Here is a 20,666-nt window from a genome sequence, read left to right as displayed (position 1 = left end):
AGTTCTCCTGGTTGCTGCACCGCGATCTTTCGGGAGCGCGGTGCAATCATAGGGAATTGCTAGCGCCGACCCATTATAATACTCTCCGCGAACGAATCCAAAGACGTTTGCCGCTCCTCGTCTTGGATGAGAGAAAGTTTCAGGAAGAAGCGCCGGCCATAAGGGGCGTGCTTTTGAGAAGCCAATAGATGCCCGACAGCTTGGCTTGGAACGCGGCGAGATCGTCACGGCCGTCCACGTGGATTCTGGGGAGACGCCACGGATGGATGGATACTTCCGGGTTTAGGTGTCCGGCGACGGTGCTGACTCCGCTCGTGAACCCGTGCGCCTTGACCGCGTCTTGCGTGTCTTGGGTGAAACTGCCGCTGTGGCCGTAGGGGTAAGCAAATGCCCGCACGGGCTTTCCAAGACGTTCTTTAAGAATATTTTTTGAGCGGGAAATTTCTTCCCGAACGGTCTCTCGGCTCTCTTTCGCCAGGTTGAGGTGGCGGGCGGTGTGGGCTCCGACCTGAACGAGCTTGCTATCGCTCATTTCTTTTATCTGTTCCCATGTGAGCATTAAATCAAGCCGGTCAGGATGCCACTCGGGACGGGCAAGGCAATCTCGCAGCCGGGCGAGAAAAGCGCGGCGTTTCCTCAGGGGCATGGTTCTCATCCGCGCCGCGATGCGCCGGTGGGAGGTTAATTTTTGCCCGGCTTGGCGGAGATCCCGGGGCTTTTTTTCAAACGGAACGATGCAGTTTCGCCGATCGCATTGAACGATCAGGTCTTCGACTTCGTACCACCAGGGAAAAATTTGGCCGTCCACGAATCCCGGGACGATATAAAACGTCGCGGGAAATTGATGGCGTTTAAGAAGGGGGTAAACCAGCTCGTAGTCGGAGCGGTAGCCGTCGTCAAAGGTAAGAACCACCGTGTTCGGCGGCAGCTTGGCGTTCTCCGCGAGCCGCTCCAAACATTCTTCCAGCGAGACGACGTGGCATCGCTCGGCCAAAAACACCATCTGTTTTTCGAAGGAGGAAAAGGGAACCTCGATGGAGGCGTTGGGGCAGAAGCGATTGTGTGTTTGGCGAATTACCCGGTGGTAGAGCAGGATGGTCGCATGCGAGGCGAACGCTTTAAACCTCCACGGCGTGAGTCCGCTGATTTTACACGCAACGTACAAGGCTTTCTTGAAAAAATTAAGGTTCACTCCCGGTCCTTCTTTCGTCAAAAACCGTTTCCAGGGAAGTTTCGTCCGGCAGACGAAAGTCGTAAATACGGTCATGAACGGGATAGGACGCCCCGCAGGGGGAGCACCGAAGGCCCTGGGGCTCCTCCGAAAGGGGAAATGCCCCGCATCTCGGACATGCCAGACAGTCCGTAATCCGGGTAAGGGAAAGCGGCTCGGCAGAAGGGGCGTCCTTTCGAGTCGTGCAAAGGACGTACATCAGAGGAAGCAATTTCATCCATCCCGTAAGCCGTAGGAGGAACATTTCAAGCGCGACGGGAGGCACAAGAAAAGACGGAACCCATCCGCAGAGCTTGTGCGAGAAACCGGCGTTCCATGTTTTCGTCTCGCGAAACCCGTATTTCTCGTGGAGGGACTGGAAACAATCGGGGTGGGTGTGAAACAACATGGGGTCCACTTCCAGGTGTTCTCGCACGAAGGGGCGGTGGTGGTTCAACCCCAGGAAGAATTTCGCGATTTCCCGCACGTAGCGCTTGTTGGTGTAGTTGTAGAAGAAGCGGCCCGCGGGCGCGAGGACGCGATGCATTTCAGAAAAAAGCATATCGAGGTCGTCGAGATGGTGGATGACACGGATAGCCAGGCAAGCGTCCGACACGCTGTCGCGTAAGGGAAGCTTGCCGGTGTCCGCGGCGACGAACAACACGTTTTTCCTGTGTCCGTGGGCCGCCGCGGCCTCCTTGAGGATCGACATGGAGTAGTCGACCATCACGGTGCACTGGAATTGCTCAAGATAGAGCGGTGCGAAGCGGCCGTAGCCGCATCCCACGTCTACCACGAGTTGTCCGCCCGGGTGCAGGGCTTTTTTAAGAATATGCGATTCCACCTGGTGCAAATATTCTTTTTGTTTTCCGACCCAGAATTGCTTGTAGCCTACGTCCTCGTAGCTTCGGACCCTTCTTTTCTGCCCGGAGTTTGGGTGATTCATGGCGGAGAAATCCCGTCAGGTTGTGAGGAAAATTGCTTCCGGGAGCGCCTTGGGGAAGCGGGAGCTTCGCCGGCGAGGCTGCAGGCACGGAGCACAAGCTTTGGGCCGGTGGCCATCATGGAAGGTTGGCACGACGGAGCAAAGCGAACCTCTTGGTTCCGCTTCCCCGCAAGGCATGGTAAAAACCGCGCTTCGGAAACCGCGACGCTGTCATGATTTTATTATGGAGATTATAGAAAGAAGCCCCGCATGATTCAAAAGGGAAGATCCCGCGTTGCGGCCGTCGGCCGGTCTTTGCTAAACTGGTCTCTCGCCGAAGTGGCGGAATTGGTAGACGCGCCAGGCTCAGGACTTGGTGGGCGTAAGCCCATGGGGGTTCGAGTCCCCCCTTCGGCACCACTTTTTTCACCCAACGTCCCCGAGGGCGCCTTGGCGTAAGCTGCTCCCCTTTCCCTTCGCTTCGGTTTTCGCGCACGGGTGAACGACGGTTCGCCCGGTGCGCTTCTTCGGCTCCGCTTCCCCCCTCGGCTCTATCTCACCCAGTCCAGAAACTTGTACCACGCCCCGACACATGGCAGGAACCACGGCTGGCCCTTGTTCAGTCCCGGCGGAGCGTCCGGGAACGAATACCCCTCGAACGTGTCGTCGTACGTCTCGCCGTTGACCTTCTTCGCCAGCTGCGCGCCTATATACACCGCCATGGCCACGCCGTGCCCCCCGTAGCCGAGCGCGTAATAGAGGCCGCCCATCTGCCCGGTGTGTTGCATTTTGTCGAAGGCAAATTCCACCATGCCGCCCCACGCGTACTCCACCCTCACGTCGCGCAGCTGCGGGAACACGCTCACCATCCCGCGCCGCAGGATTTTCGCGCTTCTGCGCACCGTGCTTTTGGACTCGGGAAAGAACGCCGCGCGCCCGCCGAACAACATCCGGTTGTCGGGCGTGAGCCGGAAGTAATACACATAATTCTTTAAATCAAACATCATCCGGTTGCGCGGACTGACGTCGCGGGCCACGGCGGGAGCGAGCGGTTCGGTGACGATGATGTACGATCCGAGGGAGATAATTTTGCGCTGCAACTGCGGCGCGAACCCGCCCGTGTAGCTGCAGGTGGCGACCACGACCGCGTCGGCGTGCACGTCGCCGCGCGAGGTGCGCACCCGAAAGCCCGCGCCTTCGCGCTCCGCCGCCGTGACGCGTGCCCGCTCGTGGACGGCGGCCCCGGCGGCGAGCGCGGCCCGCCCCAACCCGCCGACCAGCCGGGCCGGATTCACGCCCACGCTCGCTTCGTCCACAAAACCCCCGCAATAGATGTCCGACCCGATCTCATCCCGCATATCGGCGCGCGGGACAACACGGGTCTTATGGCCGAACTCCTTGTCAAGCAAAGCCATTTCGTGCGCATGCGCGTCAAAGTGCGGCGGCTTCTCCGCCACGACCAGATGCCCGCTCCGCGAAAAATCGCAGTCGATTTTCTCCTCCTTGACCACTTGTTCAACGCAGTCTATGGAAGCCATGTTGGCGGCGAACATCCGGTGCGCGGTCTCTCGCCCGTAATTTTTAATAATTCCCCCGTAGATGGCTTTGAGGCCGGTGAGGACCATGCCCGCGTTGCGTGAACTCGCGCCCCAGCCGATGGTCTCGGCCTCGAGCACGGCGACCTTCGCCCCGCGTTTGGCCAACTCACGCGCCGCCGACAGACCGGTAAACCCGCTCCCGAGCACGGCTACGTCCACCTTGGGCGGCAAAGCCTGCTGCGGCTCGGGAGACGGCATGGTTACGGTGTCGAGCCAGAAATTTTTCTCTTTGATAGTCATGAGTGGGTACCCTCTTTGCGTGATTAGCGTTTAGTATAAGCGGAAACAATGAAGCTTGGCAAACCGCATTACCACCGGCTTTTCCTGTCCTGGCGACGGCGGCAAACGCGGCGGGCGAATCGAGCGTAAGGCGCGACAGCGCGGGCGTGGAGCGGCGGACGATGGGCACTTGGCCCGCAGCGGAGCCGTGTCCGTAATTACCCGGTTAGGAAAATTTTCTTTTGCGGACGATTGACGGCCGACCCCGGTCTCACTCGTACCGCAATACTTTGCCGAGCCCTTCATCGAACACCAGCACCGCGCCGTCGCGGGTCACGGCGAGCGCCGTCGGCCGACTCATCTCGCCGTCGGAACCATCGGGAGGAGTGATTTCCCGTTTGAGAAGCTTGAGCGAAGGGTCAAAGACGAGCACGGCGAGCTTCCGCGCGTCGAGGACGTACACGTTTCCCATTGCGTCAAGCGCGAACGCGGCGGGCTGCTCGACGGGCGAGTCGCGGCCGGCTTCGAGGCTGACGAGCGTATCACCCCCTAGCGTGAGGCATTGCAGCGAGCGCTCGCTCGAGGATAGGACCCATATGTGGTCCTGGGCGTCACAGTGGAGCGAGGCGTCGCGGATCTTATCCATGAGGTGCTTCTGCACTATGCCGTCCCGGTCGGCGTGTATGAGGGTGTTCTGCTTCCCGTCGAAGGCGACGATTTCGCCGCTCAATGTAGTCACGACCGCCTTGAGCCGGTCGTAGAGAATCACGACGCGAGGGGTGTCCTCTTCCACAGCGATGGCTTTTTCCCCCACGAGCACGTCGCGCTCGTTGGCGATGCAGAGCGTTCCGTCGGCGGCTTCCCAGACGTCAGTCGGTTTTTCGGCCGCGTAGGACGCGACGCGCTTGCCCTTTCGGTCAAAGCGCGCCGCCTGGCGAAGCGAGGTGTCCACGGCCAGGATCAAGCCATCGCGCGCCATACGCAGAGAGGAGACGCGACGAAAAGATTCCCGTTCTTCCCCGAGCGTAACGCTTCCCCGGAAGGTGTAGGTGTGGGGAAAGGCGAAGCGCGCCAGAAGGCTCGCTCCGTCGAGCGCCTGCTCGGCGTAGGGGCCCTCGGGGAATTCGCGGTGCAGGCGGGCCAAATGGTGGAGCGCTTCCTGCGGGCGGTCATGCGCGGCGAGCGCCCGCGCCGCGTAAAGGCGCGCCGTTGGAAGGTATGCCCTGTCGGAAAAATCCATGAGCAGCCGCTCGAGCGTTCCCGCCGCGCGCTCGAACTCCCCTTGATGGTAAAGCGTATAGCCCAGGCCGAAGCGCGCCGTGTCCGCGGCGTCCGACGCGGGATAGATGTTCTGAACGCGGAGGAAATTCGCGTAGGCCTCGTTCAGGTTCGGAGGCGCGACGTAAGGGTCGAGGTGGAGCATCCCCATGCGCACGAGCGCCTCGGGCGCCTTGTCGGAGGAGGGATACTCGGCGAGGATGACTTCGAGGAGCTTTTTCGCCTCTTCGGGGTCGCGCGCGGGGCGGAACTCGCCAAGGCGTTCCACGTCGTAGGCGTGCCGCGCGAGCTCGAAGAGCGCGTCGTCGGCATATTCGCTCAAGGAGAACTCTTCACGAAGCTTTTGAAAATCCGCGAGCGCCTGCTCCACCTTGCCCAGCCGGTAGAGATCGAGGGCGCTCTCGAAGAGGCGCTTGTCGAGACCGCTTTCTTCCTTTCCGTGCGCCGCTGCCGCCGCAAGGAGCGCCGCCGCAAGTATGAGCGCACGGGGAAGGGCGCATCTCCGGCGTTTTCCTATTCGATAATATCCCATCTCGGTTTGTCCTTTGCGAAGCGGATTTCGGTGACGAGCCGAGGCTGCACCTCAATCTGGACGGTTTCCGGGCGCGTGCGTCCCTCCTCGTACATGACGCACTTGACCTTGTAGGTGCCGGCGGCGATTTCTTTCTCGCTGAAAGGCGCGTCGCCCGCAGGCTTGTCGTTGATGAACACCGCGCCGGAAGTGTAGCACATCACCGAGAGCTTCCCAAGTGCGGGAATGCGGGGCGCGTACTTGTGGAGTTTTTCCGAGTCTACCTGAAACTCGTAGTCCGTTTCCAGGAAATAACCGTCGTTGACGATCTGTGCGGTGTACGCGCCGGGCGGAAGCTCCACCTCGCTTCCTCCTCGGGCGAGAACCTTTCCCTTGTGGCGCACCTGGTAGGGATAAGCGCCCTTGGCGAAGCGGACGCGCCCGGGCTTCGGGAGCGGCTCCAGAACGTACGGCTCAAATCGGTTCTCACGGTCTAGTGCCACGGCGATGAATTCTTTTCTTTCTCGGTAACCATCGAGCGTGAATTTAACGTCGTGTTGCCGGCATGCATCCAGCGTCAGAACGGCCGGCGTCACGGTCGTTTGGGAAAAATCTTCGCCGTAATGGAGTGTCGCTCCTTCCGGTATGGTCGTAAGCTGCACCCTGATAAGGGCCGGCTCGAGCGTGAGGGAGATGGCTTCGTCAACGTCCTGCACGTGGAAGCTCCGCTCCGCCCTTCGGCAGCCGAGCGTTGCCACGAGCTCGTGCTCCTTCTGGTCGGTGACGGGAAATTTGAGCACGGGCCTCTCGAGCGCCCATCCGTCCAGGGTGAGCGCGGCCCCCCTCTCGACTTCGATGTAGATATGCTTGTTCAAAAGCCGCGGATTCTCACCGTCATTCGCCCAGGTGATGAGAAATCCGGGGAGCGGAAACCCCGGTTCCATTGACTTTTCCTTGGCCCACTCCTTCACCGGCTGGTAGCCGAAGAAAAGCGCCCCGGCGAGAAGCACTACGCCCGCGGCGACTTTCAAGAGTGGGTTGAACGAAAACGACGGTTTGAGCGAAAACGATGGCTTGGGTGCCATCGCGACGGGAAGGGAGGAGCGGACGAGGGCGGCGGTTTCTTCTTGGGGCACCTCCGCGAGGGACGGCGGCGCGGGCTTGACGCGCGTCATGCGGGCGGTGAAATTCAGATAATCCTCGAGCGCCGATCGGAAGTCCTTTCCGCTCTGAAAGCGAGTCTCGGGCTTCTTGGCGAGCGCCTTTCGGATGATGCCGTCGAACTGCCTCGGGAGCTTCTTGTTGAGGATGGTGGGCTCGGGCGGCTCCTCATTCATAATCTTGTACATGATGGTGGAGATGGTTTCTCCTTTAAAGGGCTTTTCGCCCGTGAGGAGCTGGTAGAGGACGATGCCCAAGGAAAACAGGTCGCTCCGGCCGTCGAGCGGGTCACCTTTGATTTGCTCGGGCGACATGTAACTCGGGGTCCCAAGCAACATGCCTGCCTGCGTCAGGTTTGCCGAGGGCTTCTTCGCTAGGCCGAAGTCCATCACTTTCACTCCGCCGTCGTGCGTGAGCATGATGTTCGAGGGCTTTATGTCGCGGTGCACCAACCCGCCCCGGTGGGCGTAATCGAGGGCGTTGGCCGCCTGGCCAATAATTTCGACGACCCGCTTGAGGGGCAGCAGGCTCGCGGACTTGACGTAAGGCTCGAGCGTTTCACCGCAGATGAACTCCATGGCGATGAACGGAATGCTTTCGTGCTCACCCACGTCGTGGATGACGATGATGTTCGGATGGCTCAGCTTGGCCGAGATGCGCGCCTCGCGCAGAAAACGCAGCTTCGTTTCCTTGAGTTCGTCGGCCGGAAGTCCCGGGTCGTAGTAAACGGTCTTGACGGCGACCTCGCGATCCAAATCGGGGTCGTAGGCGAGGAACACTTCGCCCATCGCACCTTTGCCGAGCTCTTTCTTGATTTGGTACCGCCCGATTTGCTCAAACTTCATGGGTATCGCCGCGTGTTGTGTACGATGTTGTTTTTGTCCGGTAAAATTTGGTTGGCCCGTCCCGCCTGTCGGGCGGGGCCGGGCAATGCTCAATGTTAGTATAAAGGCGAAAAGCAGTCAACACGCCGGACAGAGCAGATTTTTCGGCTTCGTTTTTCTGAAAGGCGTTTTTTCTGGCGGTCGTCACGGGGGTGGAGGCGCGTCCACTGAATCCCCCGAACGGCTGGTGGCCATCTCCGGAAGGCGGAGCTTCCACTCCCAGGCGTCCAGCCCTTCCCAGTCTTCCTCGACCGGAACCAGGACCATCCCGGCCGCTTCATCGTCGAGGATGTGCCGCACTTCTTGAATTTTCTCCGAAGGGATGAATTCGAGAGTTTCCCAATCGCGCACCTGTAGTTTCCACAGGATTCTCTTTGCGTCGCCGCCGACCCATGCCTTCATTTGCGTTCTCATGTCTTCCAGCGCCTTGAGCGTGTCCTCGAAGGACGTGTCGAGTTCCCGCGCCATCTGCCGGTGGTAGGCCATCACGGCGAAATGCTCGATGGGGGACACGGCCCACGCTTCCACGTCCTGCGAGAGCCACGCGAAGCCGCCCTGCGGCACAAGGACGCTGTCGTAGTACACGTTGAGCGCGACCGAAAGGGAAGGGTTGGCGCGGCGCATCTCCTCTCGCAACGCGAGGGCGAGGTCGAGAATGCGCTCGCTCTTGAGGCGCGTCCAGTCCCAGAATGTTTTCGTGTAATCCGCCTGCGCGCGGCCGTTTTCCCACCGGACGTTTCGGTAAAGCAGGAACGGCCGAAGCGTGCCGCCGGCTTTCTGCGAAAAAGTCCATTCGACGAAAGGACCAAAGCCCACGTTGTGGCGCAGGACGAGGTCGTCCTGAAAGAGCACGCCGTCGATCGGCGCGCGCGCGAGGTCGCGGTAGAGGCGCCTCAAGTACTGTTCGACCGAAGGGTGGAAAACGTCGAGGCCCTCGCCGCGCTCGACCCGGTGCGTCGCGAAGTCGTAGCGGTATTCAAGCAGGTCGCTCTTGTCGTGAAAATACCACGGGATTTTCCGAGAAATCATCCACGCGAACACCTTGAATCCCCGTGCCTTGGCCGCCCGCGCCGTCTCCGCGAGAAGCGGCGCGACCACGGGCGCGTTCATGGTCTCGAAATAGACGCCCGCCGGAGGCGTGTCCTCCGAAGTTTCCACGCCGCCGTGGTAGCGGTCGTTGGGATTGTGAAACGCGCGGACGAAAAGCGTGTTAACGCCGGCGTTTTCGAGTTTTTCGAAAAACGCTTCAAGGTTCTCAGGCTCGGGCAGCTTGAAAATTTGCGCGCCGAGGATACGCTCTGCAGTGGAAAGTTCTTCCGGCGTCGCGGGCGTCGGCTCCGGCTCGGGCGTCGGCTCCGGCTCGGGCGTCGGCTCCGGCTCGGGCTCGGCGGGTGCCGACTCGGGGGCCGGGGAGGGAGCGGGCGGAGCTTCCGCCGCCAGCGGCGTCCGTGCGGCGCAGGACCAAAGCGCGAGAAGGAGGATGACAGACAGCGGACGAAGAACAGCTGACGCGCGGAAGCAAAGAGATGCAAAGCGGCTATTTGCCATCGGGCTTTCCCTTCCTTTGTATCTTTTTAATCTCCGCCAGGCGCTCCCGAAGGCGCGATTCCAGTCCCCGCTCCGTGGGGCGGTAGTATTCCCGCCCGCGCAGGTTCTCCGGCAGGCACTCCATGGGGGCGACGCCCTCTGGCTCGTCGTGGGCGTAGCGATAGTCCTTGCCGTAACCAATGCCCTTCATGAGCCCAGTTACGGGATTGCGCAGATGAAGCGGCACGGACCCGCACTCCTTGGTGCGCACGTCGCTCGCCGCCTCGCCGTAGGCGACGTAGGCGGAGTTGCTTTTGGGCGCAAGCGCAAGGTAAACGGTCGCCTCCGAGAGCGCCAGGTGGCCTTCCGGCATGCCGATGAAGTCCACGGCCTCCTTCGCGTCGAGCGCCACCGTGAGCGCCCGCGGATCGGCGAGGCCGATATCCTCCGCGGCGACGCACACCATGCGGCGGACGATGTAGAGCGGGTCTTCGCCCCCTTCGAGCATGCGCGCGAGCCAGTAGAGCGCGGCGTCGGGGTCGGAGTTTCGGAGGCTTTTGTGGAACGCCGAGATGAGGTTGAAGTGCTCCTCGCCCGCCTTGTCGTAGAGCATCATCTTGCTCTGCGCCGCCTCGCGCAGGCGCTCGACGGAAATTTGCGCCTCGCCTTCCGGGAGCGTTTCCGTGGACGCTTCCAGCAAGTTGAGCGCCGTGCGAGCGTCGCCGTTCGCGTAGGTGAGAAGAAACTCCTCGCCGTCCTCCGAGAGCGGCGCGCCGCGCGACCGGAGAAATTCGTCGCTCGAGAGCGCGCGCCGCACGATGGCGCGGATGTCTTCCCTCGAAAGCGGCTTCAGCACGTACACCTTGCAGCGCGAGAGAAGCGGCGACACCACCTCGAACGAGGGGTTTTCCGTCGTGGCGCCCACCAGGACGATGTCCCCGGACTCGACGTGCGGCAGGAAGGCGTCCTGCTGCACCTTGTTGAAGCGGTGAATCTCGTCGATGAAAAGAAGCGTCCTCCGTCCCGCCTTCGCCCGGAGCTCGCGCGCTTCCGCCATGAGCTCGCGCACTTCCTTGAGGCCGCTGGTCACGGCGCTGAGGGACACGAATTGCACGTCCGCGAGCGAGGCCATGAGGCGCGCAAGAGTCGTCTTTCCCACGCCCGGCGGCCCCCACAAGATCATGGAGTGAATTTTTCCCGACTCGAGCATCCGCCGGAAGGGCTTTCCCTCACCGAGAAGCTCTTCCTGGCCCATGAACTCGCCGAGGGCCTTCGGGCGCATGCGCTCGGCCAGGGGTGAAGGAGCTTGGGAAGCGTAAAGGCTCATAGCGGCATTATACCTTAGCCCTCCCGCCGAAATAGGGAAACGTTGATGGGAAGCGGTGGAAGCCCTAAACTGGAAGATGGAATTCGCGGGAAATTGGGGGTGGAGCCTGGCGGCCGACACCGCTCTCGCGCTTCATGCGCTGTGGGTCTTGACCTACGTTTTCGGGCCGTTCGCGGGCTTGAAGTATCGCCGGTGGCGTTTTTTCCAGCTTTCGTTCATGGCGGCGACGCTCATCATCTGGCCCGCATGGGGGGGGTGCCCGCTCACCACGCTTGAAAACATGATGCGCCGCCACGCGGGCGAGGCCGCCTATCCGGGCGGGTTCATTGTTTTCTATCTCGAAAGAATCGTCTATTGGGACATCCCGCGGGGCAGCATCGCTATGGCCGCTGCCGCGTGGATTCTCTTGTGGGCCGCAGTGTACGTATGGCGCCAGCGCGCCGAAGCGTAGTTTGACTTGCCACCCGGTTTCGCTTTCAGCTTCACCGTGGCCGCGATGACGCTTCCTTGCTCGCCTTTCGGGACGGAATACGTTAGAATGGCCCTCTCCAATATTTGAAAAGGAGCACGACAGATGGGTCTCAAGTCAGATTCGTGGATCAAGCGCATGGCGCTCGAGCACAAGATGATAGATCCGTTCGAGGAGAAACAGGTGCGCGAGGGCGTCATCTCCTTCGGCCTCTCCTCCTACGGCTACGACATCCGCATCGCCTCGGAGTTCAAAATCTTTACGAACATCAACACCACGGTGGTCGACCCCAAGCGATTCGACCTCCGCTCGCTCGCCGAGCACGATAACGACGTATGTGTCATCCCCCCGAACTCCTTCGTGCTCGCCCGCACGGTCGAGTATTTCCGCATCCCCAAGAACGTGCTCACGTTGTGCGTCGGAAAGAGCACTTACGCCCGCTGCGGCATCATCGTGAACGTCACGCCCTTCGAGCCCGGCTGGGAGGGTTATGCCACGCTAGAGATCTCGAACACCGCGCCGCTTCCCGCCAAGATTTACGCTGGCGAGGGCATCGCGCAGGTGATCTTCTTCGAGGGGGACGAGGCGTGCCTGACGACCTACGCCGACAAGAAGGGAAAATACCAGGCGCAGAAGAAGATTACGCTGCCGAAGCTGTAGGGGGTGTCTCGCGTATAGCGTATAGAAAGAACCCCCTGAGAAAGTCCGCCTTCGCCTGACGGCTTCGGCGTGGCAGCCTTTTTATTCTATCTCAAAGCCGCTTCTTGGCAAAGGCACGGCCGGAGCGTGATTTGAGGTATTTCTCAAATTCAGCAGCCTTCTTGCGGGAGCGGAAGGCAATAGCGGTTTCGATACGCCATGGGCAAAACTTGGCTGTGTGTGGAACTTTCCCATTGTTATGAGCCTTGAGGCGACCTTCAAGATCCTGCGTGAGTCCCACGTAGTGGTGGACTGGCTCTGCTTCGCTCAGGAGAATGTAGACATAATGAAATTTGTTCATGTCTTACATGGACGGCCTGTTCACGGCTGGCTTGCCAAGGCGAAGTTCGAAACGGATGTTCACATCATCAAATGGCTGCCCGGCTTCGCCTGACGGCTTCGCCGTGGCAGTCTTCGTTCTCACTTCGTTTCGAACGAAGACTGGAGGCGGGGGGAATCGAACCCCCGTCCGAAAAGGCTACACGGCGGGCACTCCATGCTCAGCTCGGCTTTTTATCTCGCCGCCGAGTCTCCGCCGGGCGGGATACCGAGCGGCCAGCCCTTAGTTTCTCGCCGCCCGAGATAAGGGCGCCCCCGGGCGGCCAGCTCGGAAAAATGACACGGTACGGCGACGCCGAGCACGTCCTCCGTTCCGCGCGCTACTTAATGTTAAGCAGCGAGTGCCAACTCGTGGTCAGCAGTTATGTTGGTGCCCGTTTTTACGAGGCCAGGCGCCTCGGCATGCACCCGTCCGCTTCGCGTCTCTCCGTCGAAGCCATTTCGCCCCCAACGGTTGCCGTGCGGTTTTGCACGCGAAAAAGTCGTCTGCATTTAGTATAGGAGAGATTCGCATGGAAATCAATACAATTAAGCCGAAAAGAGCGTGTTTCATCGGAATCGAAAGCGCGAGTCCTCTTTCGGTAATGCCAGGATTTTCATGGTTTGCGCCATTTTCTGGTGGAGCGCGCGTAACTCAACGCCAAATAAGACTTTTTTAGAAAAAAGCAAAACCGGAGACTCGCCGGGCGGCCATGTCGTTGCATTTCACCGCCGTTTCTGCTAACCTCTCATTGCTTTAGCAAACAACCACAACGCAAACACAATTTAAGCACAGAAAGGTTTTATTTGTGAAAGACGATAAATTTACCTATTTTACTTCGGAATCCGTGACGGAGGGGCACCCTGACAAGGTGGCCGACCAGATCTCGGACGCCGTTCTGGATGAAATTTTACGCCAGGACGCTAAAGGACGCGTCGCCTGTGAGACGCTCGTGACGACGGGGCTTGCGTGCATCGCCGGCGAGGTTACGACGACGGCCTACGCCGACCTGCCGAAGGTTGTTCGCCGCACGATCCAGGACATCGGCTACACGAGCGCCGATTACGGTTTCGATTACGAAACATGCGCCGTCATTTCCACGATTGACGAGCAGTCGCCCGACATCGCCCAGGGCGTCGACCCGGGCGGCGCGGGCGACCAGGGCATGATGTTCGGCTACGCCACCCGCGAGACGCCCGAGCTGATGCCGCTTCCCATAATGCTCGCGCACCGCCTGACGCGCCGCCTCGCCGAGGCGCGGCGGGAAGGCGTGCTGCCCTACCTGCGTCCCGACGGAAAGGCGCAGGCTACCGTGCGCTACGTGCGGGAGGGAAAGAACGGCACCCTCAAGCCGGTCGCCGTGGATACGGTGGTTCTCGCCGCCCAGCACCACCCCGACGTGAAGCTCGATAAATTGCGAAGCGACCTCGTTGAAGCGGTCGTCAAGCCCGCCATTCCCGAGGGCCTTCTCAGTGACCGCACGATATATCACATCAACGCCACGGGACGCTTCGTCACCGGCGGCCCAATGGGCGACTGCGGCCTGACGGGCCGCAAAATCATCGTCGACACTTACGGCGGCTTCGGCCATCACGGCGGCGGCTGCTTCTCGGGCAAGGACCCGACGAAGGTGGACCGCTCGGCCTCCTACATGGCGCGCTACATCGCCAAGAACCTCGTGGCGGCGGGCGTGGCCGACGTCATCGAGGTGCAGCTTGCGTACGTCATCGGCGTGGCCGACCCGGTGTCCATCTTCGTCAACGACTTCGGCACGGGAAAAATCTCCCATGAGAAAATCAAGAAAATCATCCGCGGCAATTTCCCGCTCCAGCCGCTCAAGATTATCGAGCATCTCGATTTGCGCCGCCCCATCTACCGCAAGACGGCCGCCTACGGCCACTTCGGGCGCGAGGAAGAAGCGTTCACGTGGGAGCGCACGGACAAGGCGGACGCCATCAAGAAAGCCGCGGCGCTCTGAAAAACCTGGAATCCGAGGCTTGAAACATGAAACTTGCTTCCAACCATGACGTAAAGGATTTGTCCCTTTCCTCGAAGGGCATGGATCGCATCGAGTGGGCGGGGCACAACATGCCCGTGGTGCGGAAAATCCGCGGGCGCTTCGCGAAGGAAAAACCCCTTAAGAACCTGCGCATCGCCGCATGCCTTCATGTGACCACGGAGACGGCAAACCTGATGCTCACCCTCCGCGACGGCGGGGCCAGGGTCGCGCTCTGCGCCTCGAATCCGCTCTCGACGCAGGACGACGTGGCCGCGGCGCTTGTGAAGGAATACGGCGTCGCGACGTTTTCCATCAAGGGCGAGGACAACGACACGTATTACAAGCACCTCGCGAGCACGCTCGACGCGAAGCCCCAATTCACGATGGACGACGGCGCCGACCTGGTCTCGATGCTTCACTCGAAGCGCCGCAACCTCCTGCCCAAGGTGCAGGGCGGCACGGAGGAGACGACTACCGGCGTGATTCGCCTACGCAGCCTGGCGCAGGAGGGTCAAAAACAGCAGGCGCTCAAGGCCACGGGGACGGAAGGCCAGAAGGTTCGAAGCATCGCCGCGGCGAAGGGGCTCGCCTATCCCATCGTGGCGGTGAACGACGCCAAGACGAAGCACTTCTTCGACAACCGCTACGGCACTGGGCAGAGCACAATCGACGGGATCATCCGCGCCACGAACATTCTTCTCGCCGGTCTGAAGGTCGTCGTCGCGGGCTACGGCTGGTGCGGCCGGGGCTTCGCGATGCGCGCGAAGGGCCACGGCGCGAACGTTATCGTCACCGAGGTTGACCCGGTGTGCGCCATTGAGGCCACGATGGATGGCTTCCTCGTCATGCCCATGGCCGAGGCCGCCGAGCAGGGAGACGTTTTCGTCACCCTCACCGGCAACAAGCACGTGATTCGCAAGGAACATTTCAGGCGCATGAAGGACGGCGCCATCGTGGCCAACTCCGGGCATTTCAACATCGAGTTGGACCTGGAGGCCCTTGCCGGCATAGCGAAGGAGCGGCGCCCGATACGCGAGTTCATGGAGGAGTTCAAACTCCCCAACGGCCGCCGCATCTATGTCCTCGCCGAGGGGCGGCTCATCAACCTCTCGGCCGCCGAGGGGCATCCGGCACAGGTCATGGACATGAGCTTTGCGAACCAGGCGCTCTCCATGGAGTATCTCGCTCAGCATGCCGCGGAGCTGGAGCCGGACGTCTATCCGGTGCCCGAGGAAATCGACCGCGAAGTGGCGAAGCTGAAGCTCGACTCAATGGGCCTCAACATCGACACGCTCACGAAGGAACAGGTAAAATACCTTAGCTCTTGGGAGGAGGGAACGTAGGCGGGGAGACGTAGAGTCCTCCAGGGAAGGGTTCGTTTCTTTATCATCCACGCCGCGTAGCACCCCTTTCGGGGACGGAGGAGACCTTCCGCCTCCAAGCGAAGCGAGGCCTTTTGCGGCCGCCGCGTGCGCGAAGCACAGGGAAGCGAGGGGCATGGTAGGATGGATGCCATGACGAAGTGGCTGGGGTGCGCGGCGGCGGCGACGCTGCTCATGGGCGGCTTGGCGTGGGCGCAGGGGGCGCCTCAGGGTAAAGAAGTCGGACGGCGGCATAGCCAGGCCGAGATGGACGCGCTGGCGCGGGAGCAGACGGTGCGGATCGGCTCGATTCGCGTAGAGGGCACGCGCCGCACGCGCGACCGTATTCTTCTGCAGGAGCTTTCGTTTCACACCGGCGACGCCTACGACGCGGCCGCCGTCGAGGAGAGCCGCCATCTCATTCAGAATCTGGACATTTTCCAGTTCGTGCGCTTCGAGTTCGAGCCAACCGCGCGCGTCTCCGTCTACGACCTTGTCATCGTGGCGCGCGACCGCTGGAGCCTCCTGCCCGACGTGCTCCTGACGCGCAAGTCCTCGGGGCGCACGGAGATCGGCCTGCAGCTAAAGGAATACAATTTGCTCGGACTCAACCAGAAGCTTGAGGTCGAGGCCGCGCACGTCGGCGCCCAGGACTTCGACGTCACCTTGGGATGGGAGGGCCGGGTCATTTTCGAGGAGCCCCGCATCTTCGGCACCTACTACGCCTTCGGCGCCTCGGTAGGAAAACGGCGTGATTTCGAGCAAATTTTCTCGGATGAGGTGCTCTTGGCGGAATACGGCATCGAGCGCGATGTTGCCGAGGTCTCCGTGGGCCGGCGCTTTCTTCAGCGTCATCATCTCCGGGGAAAACTTCGCTACCAGGATATCCGCTATGAGCTTTTTTCGGGCGGGCCGCCGCGCGAGGCGCGAAGCATTTTCGGCGTCGGAAAGAGCTATTTCTGGGATAGATCAAACGTTCATCCCTGGTTCGTGCGCTCGGGCTTCACGCTCCGTCTCGAAGGCTCCGTGCACAGCACGCGCCTTGGCTCGGATGTTTCGGGCACGGTCGGGAGCGCGCGGTTTCTTCGCTATGCGCGCCTCGGCGAGTACGGAAACGCCGTTTTTCGCGCCGAGGCGCGGCGCCTTTTCGCGGGCGATTTCGACACCTTTGCCTCATCCGTCGGCGGCTCGGGCAGCCTGCGCGGCTACGAGGAGGGCCAATACCGCGGGCGCGACGCCTGGTTAGCGACTGCCGAGGCACGCCTTCCGCTCGGGCGGCCAGTGTGGCGCGAGCGCCTCCTGTGGGGCCTCGCCGCTTTCGTGGACGTGGGCGACGCCTCGTTCCGAAGCCTCGCGCGGCCGGACGATTGGAAAATCGGCGCCGGCGGGGGCCTGCGCCTCTACGCCCAGCGCATAGTTGACGGCATCCTGCGCCTCGACGCGGCCTACGGCTTTGACATTCACGACTGGAAAATCCTGGCGGACGTGGGACGGGCGTTCTAAGGAAGATTTCCATGAATTTGCAATTCGCTTTTCTTGAAGGCGATGAGCTTTGTCCGGCCATCGAGCGCTCGCGGGAGGAGTGGAATCGCGAGAAGGGGCGCGACGACTACCAGCGCTTCATGCGCGCGCTGAAAGAAACGCCGTGGGGCCGCGCGCATTGGCGCGCGCCGGCGCTTCGGGCGGAAGGGGGCGTGGCGGCCACGATGTTTTTGTACGACTTCACGTTCGCTCTCGAGAACGCGCGCGTCCGCGTGTGCGCCATCGCTTCCTTCGGCGTGCGCCGGGACCTCCGGGGCCGGGGCATCGGCCGCCGCCTGATGGAGGAGGCGCACGGCCTTCTCGCAAGGGAGGGCTACGACGCGGCGCTTCTTTATTCTCTCATCGACCCCGGCTACTACGAGCGCCTGGGCTACACGGTGCTTCCCACGCAACACCTCGAAGCCGGGATGGACGGCTGGCGCGAGGCCGGCCCCCGGAGCCGGACGCCGTCTGGCATCCGCCCCTACGAGCCGCGTGATTTCCCCTCCGTCCGCAATCTTTACAACACCCACGTCAGCGCGCAGCGCATGGCATGCCTGCGCGAGGATGATTACTGGGAATTCGACATCATGAGGGAGCGTCTGCTTCATGAGATGTTTTCAAGAAAAAACCATCCGTGGGCGTTTCTCGTGGGCGAGCGGGAGGGGCGCGTCGTTTCGTACCTGCGCACCCGCTTCACGGGCGACGACACGCTCCGCGTTCTCGAATACGGCTTCGAGGCGGGCGCGAAAGAGGACGTCACCGCCATGCTGCGCTTTCTGATGGAGCGGCTCGAGCGGGAGGGCGTCTCGCGCTTGAGGGGAAAGGTTCCGTCGCGCTTCGTCAACCTGTGCCCCGCCCGTCAATTTCGGTGGGAGGAGAAACGCCTCGTGATGGTGCGTCCCATCAGGGAAAATTTTTTGCTCCCCCCGTTTGCGCATCCGGACGAATACTTTCACTGGACGATCGACCTCCTCTGAGAGCTCAAGGCGGGAAGAAAAATCGCTCCGATCCGGAGGAACATGTTCTCAGAGCGTCCTTTCTGTGGTAACATAGCTACGGCCTTTGGAAATGAGTCTCCTACGGACGTTCGCGCCAAGAACCACGGCTGGGACAGGGGAGCGGGGGACGTTTAAATCTTGCCCGCCAGGTGTGGGGAGCCGGCCTCGATGAAAGCCCTGCTTGTGCGCGGCGGCCGCGTCGTGGATCCCGCCAACGAGCGGGACGAGGTGTGCGACGTTCTCGTTGAGAAGGGCAAGGTGGCGCGCGTCGCAAAGAGCATAAAGGCGCCCGCGGGGTGCAAGGTCTTCGACGCGAAGGGGCGCATCGTCGCGCCGGGGTTTTTCGACATGCACACGCACCTGCGCGAGCCGGGCTTCGAGTACAAGGAGACTATCGAGACGGGAAGCCGGGCGGCCGCCGAAGGTGGCTTCGCCTCCGTCGCCTGCATGGCCAACACCGAGCCCCCCAACGACAACCAGAACGTGACGCGTTTCATCCGCGAGCGGGCCGCCGAGGCGGGGCTCGTGAACGTCTTCCCCATCGGCGCCGTCTCGAAGGGGCTGCGCGGCGAGGAGCTCGCCGAGTTCGGCGACATGGCCGGGGAGGGCATCGTGGCCGTCTCCGACGACGGCATTCCCGTCGCCGACGCCGAGCTGATGCGCCGCGCCCTGGAATACGCGAAACTGTTTGACTTCCCCGTCATCAACCACGCCGAGGAGCCTTCCCTGAGCGGTGACGGTGACATCCATGAAGGGGAAATCTCGACCCTGCTCGGGCTGCGCGGAATACCCGGCGCGGCGGAGGACGCGATGGTGGCGCGCGACGTGTACCTGGCGGAGCTCACTGGCTCGCGCCTCCATGTGCCCCACCTCTCCACCCGCGAGGCCGTCCGCATCGTTCGCGAGGCCAAGGCGCGCGGCGTCCGCGTGAGCTGCGAGGTCGCGCCGCACCACCTTGTCCTGAGCGACGAGGCCTGCAAGGCGTTCGACACGAACACCAAGATGAAGCCGCCGCTTCGCCCGAAGGCCGACGTGGAGGCGCTCAAGGAAGCGCTCGCGGACGGCACCGTTGACGCCGTGGCCACCGACCATGCCCCGCACCACTGGGACGAGAAATCACTCGAATTCCCTCTCGCGCCCTTCGGGATCGTGGGACTGGAAACCGCCGTCTCGCTCATGGCGGACCGCTTCGTCCGCGCGGGGCTGCTTACGTGGACGCGCCTCGTGGAGCTGCTTTCCGAAAACCCGGCACGCATCCTCAACCAGCGGAGCAAGGGGCATCTTTCTCCCGGCGCGGACGCGGACGTGACCGTGATCGACCCCGAGGTCCGGGTCACGGTGGACGCGTCCGCCTTCCGCTCGCGCAGCCGCAACTCTCCCTTCGACGGCTGGAAGCTGAAGGGCGCACCGTGCGCGACGATCGTCTCGGGGCGCGTGGTGTACGAGCGGCCGTCGTAGGGAAAGCCGCTTTCGCGGGCGACCGTGTCTCGAGAATCGGATTCCCCCCAACCGTCGGAGAGGGAGCGGCGCGGCCGGGCTGAGGCGTTCCGGCGGGGGGACGAGGAGGCCTTTGCGTGGATGGTGAAAAAATTCGGGCCGCGGCTTTACCGCCTCGCGCGCCGCTTCGCCGCGACGCACGAGGAGGCGGACGAGATTCTCCAGGAAACCTTCCTGCGCGCCCACACCCACCGCCGCGAGCTGCGCGACCCGGACCGCCTTCTCGCGTGGCTGCGGCGCATCGCCGCTAACACGGCGCTCAACTTCATCCGCAAGGAGAAGCGGCTGCGGCTCGTTTCCCTCGATGACGCGCCTCCCTCCGCCGCCGCTTCCACTGCGCCCGACTCCGTCCACGCCGACTCGGGGAAGGTGCGCGCGCTCGTGAGCCGCCTGCCGCCCCGCCAGCGCGAGGCGCTTCTCCTGTGGCTCGACGAGATGACCTACGGCGACATCGCCGAGGCCATGGACTGCTCGGTGGGCGCCGCCAAGGCGCACGTCCATGCGGCCGTCGGGAGCCTGCGGAAGATGCTCCGGGTCGAGCCTCCGTAAGAAGCGGCTCTAGCGGTCGAGTCGGCGCCGCGCCTTGAACAGGAGGTATAGCGCGCAGCCCAGGAGCGCGCGGATTTTGGCGGCGAGGGGATTTTCGCGAATCGCCTCGCCCCCGCGCAGCGCCCGCTCCACGCGGCCTACGAAGGCGTCCGCCTCGAAGCACTCCGCGTGGGGCAGCGCGTCGCCCTTCGTGTAGTAGCGGGTCTTTCCCCCGCGGCTCCGCTTCCAGATCAGCCGGTGCGTGCACGGCAATTTCCAGCCGTCGAGGTAGAACACGACGACGTCGCCCAGGCGGAGCGTTTCCTCCGCGACGCGGCGGACGAGAATCTCGTCCCCCGGAAGCAGCGCGGGCGCCATGCTGCGCCCCTCGACGGTGAGCATGCATTCGGACGCGCCGCCGTCGAGGAGGAATTTCCGTATCGCTTCGAGAGAGTCGCTCATTTCTGGCTACGGCCGGGCGCTTCGCCATGACGAGTGTCGAACGGCGTCACGTAGTCGCCGGGGGCCAGGGGCACGGCCTCGGCGACGGGCTTCTCGACGGTCCCGCGCAGGCGCGCGAACGGCACTTTCGGGTCGTGGTCGAACGCGACGAGCCAGTCCTCGGCGAGCGC

Annotated in this window: 17 protein-coding genes, 1 tRNA gene and 1 other RNA gene; 9 read left to right on the top strand and 10 right to left on the bottom strand. The window is 62.3% G+C overall.

Annotation, left to right across the window (positions count from 1 at the left end; translation table 11 throughout):
- Positions 1-139: 139 nt before the first annotated feature.
- Together JSV08_06045 and JSV08_06040 are read right to left on the bottom strand one after the other, a co-directional pair.
- Positions 140-1,192, bottom strand: coding sequence for a polysaccharide deacetylase family protein (locus JSV08_06045; protein ID UCF80080.1), 1,053 nt, complete (start codon positions 1,190-1,192; stop codon positions 140-142).
- Positions 1,182-2,156 (bottom strand): class I SAM-dependent methyltransferase, encoded by a 975-nt coding sequence (locus tag JSV08_06040; GenBank protein UCF80079.1) that lies wholly within the window; start codon positions 2,154-2,156, stop codon positions 1,182-1,184. Before JSV08_06040 ends, JSV08_06045 begins: the two co-directional genes overlap by 11 nt.
- A gap of 312 nt (positions 2,157-2,468) precedes the next feature.
- Between JSV08_06040 and JSV08_06035 the strand changes: the two genes are divergently transcribed.
- A tRNA-Leu gene (locus tag JSV08_06035) sits at positions 2,469-2,555 on the top strand.
- Positions 2,556-2,686: 131 nt separating this feature from the next.
- On the opposite strand, the gene JSV08_06030 is transcribed toward JSV08_06035, so the two are convergent.
- The 5 genes from JSV08_06030 to JSV08_06010 all read right to left on the bottom strand — a co-directional run bounded on the left by JSV08_06030 (position 2,687) and on the right by JSV08_06010 (position 10,640).
- Positions 2,687-3,973, bottom strand: coding sequence for an FAD-binding oxidoreductase (locus JSV08_06030; protein ID UCF80078.1), 1,287 nt, complete (start codon positions 3,971-3,973; stop codon positions 2,687-2,689).
- 250 nt (positions 3,974-4,223) lie between these two features.
- Entirely contained in the window at positions 4,224-5,762 is a 1,539-nt protein-coding gene (locus tag JSV08_06025) for a tetratricopeptide repeat protein (GenBank protein UCF80077.1), read from the bottom strand.
- Entirely contained in the window at positions 5,744-7,747 is a 2,004-nt protein-coding gene (locus JSV08_06020; protein UCF80076.1) for a serine/threonine protein kinase, read from the bottom strand. The genes JSV08_06025 and JSV08_06020 overlap by 19 nt, the downstream gene beginning before the upstream one ends.
- Before the next feature lie 183 nt (positions 7,748-7,930).
- The gene (locus tag JSV08_06015; protein UCF80075.1) at positions 7,931-9,334 is read right to left on the bottom strand and encodes a hypothetical protein; all 1,404 of its coding nucleotides are present in this window, start codon (positions 9,332-9,334) and stop codon (positions 7,931-7,933) included.
- Positions 9,324-10,640 (bottom strand): replication-associated recombination protein A, encoded by a 1,317-nt coding sequence (locus tag JSV08_06010; GenBank protein UCF80074.1) that lies wholly within the window; start codon positions 10,638-10,640, stop codon positions 9,324-9,326. Before JSV08_06010 ends, JSV08_06015 begins: the two co-directional genes overlap by 11 nt.
- A 55-nt stretch (positions 10,641-10,695) precedes the next feature.
- Between JSV08_06010 and JSV08_06005 the strand changes: the two genes are divergently transcribed.
- Together JSV08_06005 and JSV08_06000 are read left to right on the top strand one after the other, a co-directional pair.
- A complete protein-coding gene (locus JSV08_06005) occupies positions 10,696-11,091 on the top strand; it encodes a DUF2784 domain-containing protein (protein ID UCF80073.1) in 396 nt (131 codons plus the stop codon).
- Between the two features lie 123 nt (positions 11,092-11,214).
- Positions 11,215-11,769 (top strand): dCTP deaminase, encoded by a 555-nt coding sequence (locus JSV08_06000; protein UCF80072.1) that lies wholly within the window; start codon positions 11,215-11,217, stop codon positions 11,767-11,769.
- A gap of 91 nt (positions 11,770-11,860) precedes the next feature.
- On the opposite strand, the gene JSV08_05995 is transcribed toward JSV08_06000, so the two are convergent.
- Positions 11,861-12,109, bottom strand: coding sequence for a GIY-YIG nuclease family protein (locus tag JSV08_05995; protein ID UCF80071.1), 249 nt, complete (start codon positions 12,107-12,109; stop codon positions 11,861-11,863).
- 138 nt (positions 12,110-12,247) lie between these two features.
- Positions 12,248-12,596: a transfer-messenger RNA gene (ssrA, locus tag JSV08_05990) on the bottom strand.
- Positions 12,597-12,935: 339 nt separating this feature from the next.
- On the opposite strand from ssrA, the gene JSV08_05985 reads away from it, so the two are divergent.
- From JSV08_05985 to JSV08_05960, 6 genes are all read left to right on the top strand, one after another.
- On the top strand, positions 12,936-14,105 hold the full coding sequence (locus JSV08_05985) for a methionine adenosyltransferase (protein ID UCF80070.1): 1,170 nt from the start codon (positions 12,936-12,938) through the stop codon (positions 14,103-14,105).
- Between the two features lie 26 nt (positions 14,106-14,131).
- Positions 14,132-15,469: an adenosylhomocysteinase gene (locus JSV08_05980; protein UCF80069.1), complete on the top strand. Its 1,338-nt coding sequence runs from the start codon at positions 14,132-14,134 to the stop codon at positions 15,467-15,469.
- 171 nt (positions 15,470-15,640) lie between these two features.
- A complete protein-coding gene (locus JSV08_05975; GenBank protein ID UCF80068.1) occupies positions 15,641-16,990 on the top strand; it encodes a BamA/TamA family outer membrane protein in 1,350 nt (449 codons plus the stop codon).
- Positions 16,991-17,109: 119 nt separating this feature from the next.
- On the top strand, positions 17,110-17,988 hold the full coding sequence (locus JSV08_05970) for a GNAT family N-acetyltransferase (protein UCF81845.1): 879 nt from the start codon (positions 17,110-17,112) through the stop codon (positions 17,986-17,988).
- A gap of 189 nt (positions 17,989-18,177) precedes the next feature.
- Positions 18,178-19,467, top strand: a complete 1,290-nt coding sequence (locus JSV08_05965) for a dihydroorotase (GenBank protein UCF80067.1) — start codon at positions 18,178-18,180, stop codon at positions 19,465-19,467.
- 120 nt (positions 19,468-19,587) lie between these two features.
- Positions 19,588-20,055, top strand: coding sequence for a sigma-70 family RNA polymerase sigma factor (locus tag JSV08_05960; protein ID UCF80066.1), 468 nt, complete (start codon positions 19,588-19,590; stop codon positions 20,053-20,055).
- A gap of 9 nt (positions 20,056-20,064) precedes the next feature.
- On the opposite strand, the gene JSV08_05955 is transcribed toward JSV08_05960, so the two are convergent.
- The gene (locus JSV08_05955) at positions 20,065-20,496 is read right to left on the bottom strand and encodes a S24/S26 family peptidase (GenBank protein ID UCF80065.1); all 432 of its coding nucleotides are present in this window, start codon (positions 20,494-20,496) and stop codon (positions 20,065-20,067) included.
- Between the last annotated feature and the right edge of the window lie 170 nt (positions 20,497-20,666).

Source organism: Acidobacteriota bacterium (genome assembly GCA_020349885.1).
Classification (GTDB): domain Bacteria; phylum Acidobacteriota.
The sequence above is the reverse complement of the archived record's forward strand: the minus strand, read 5'-3'. Positions and strand labels throughout refer to the sequence as shown.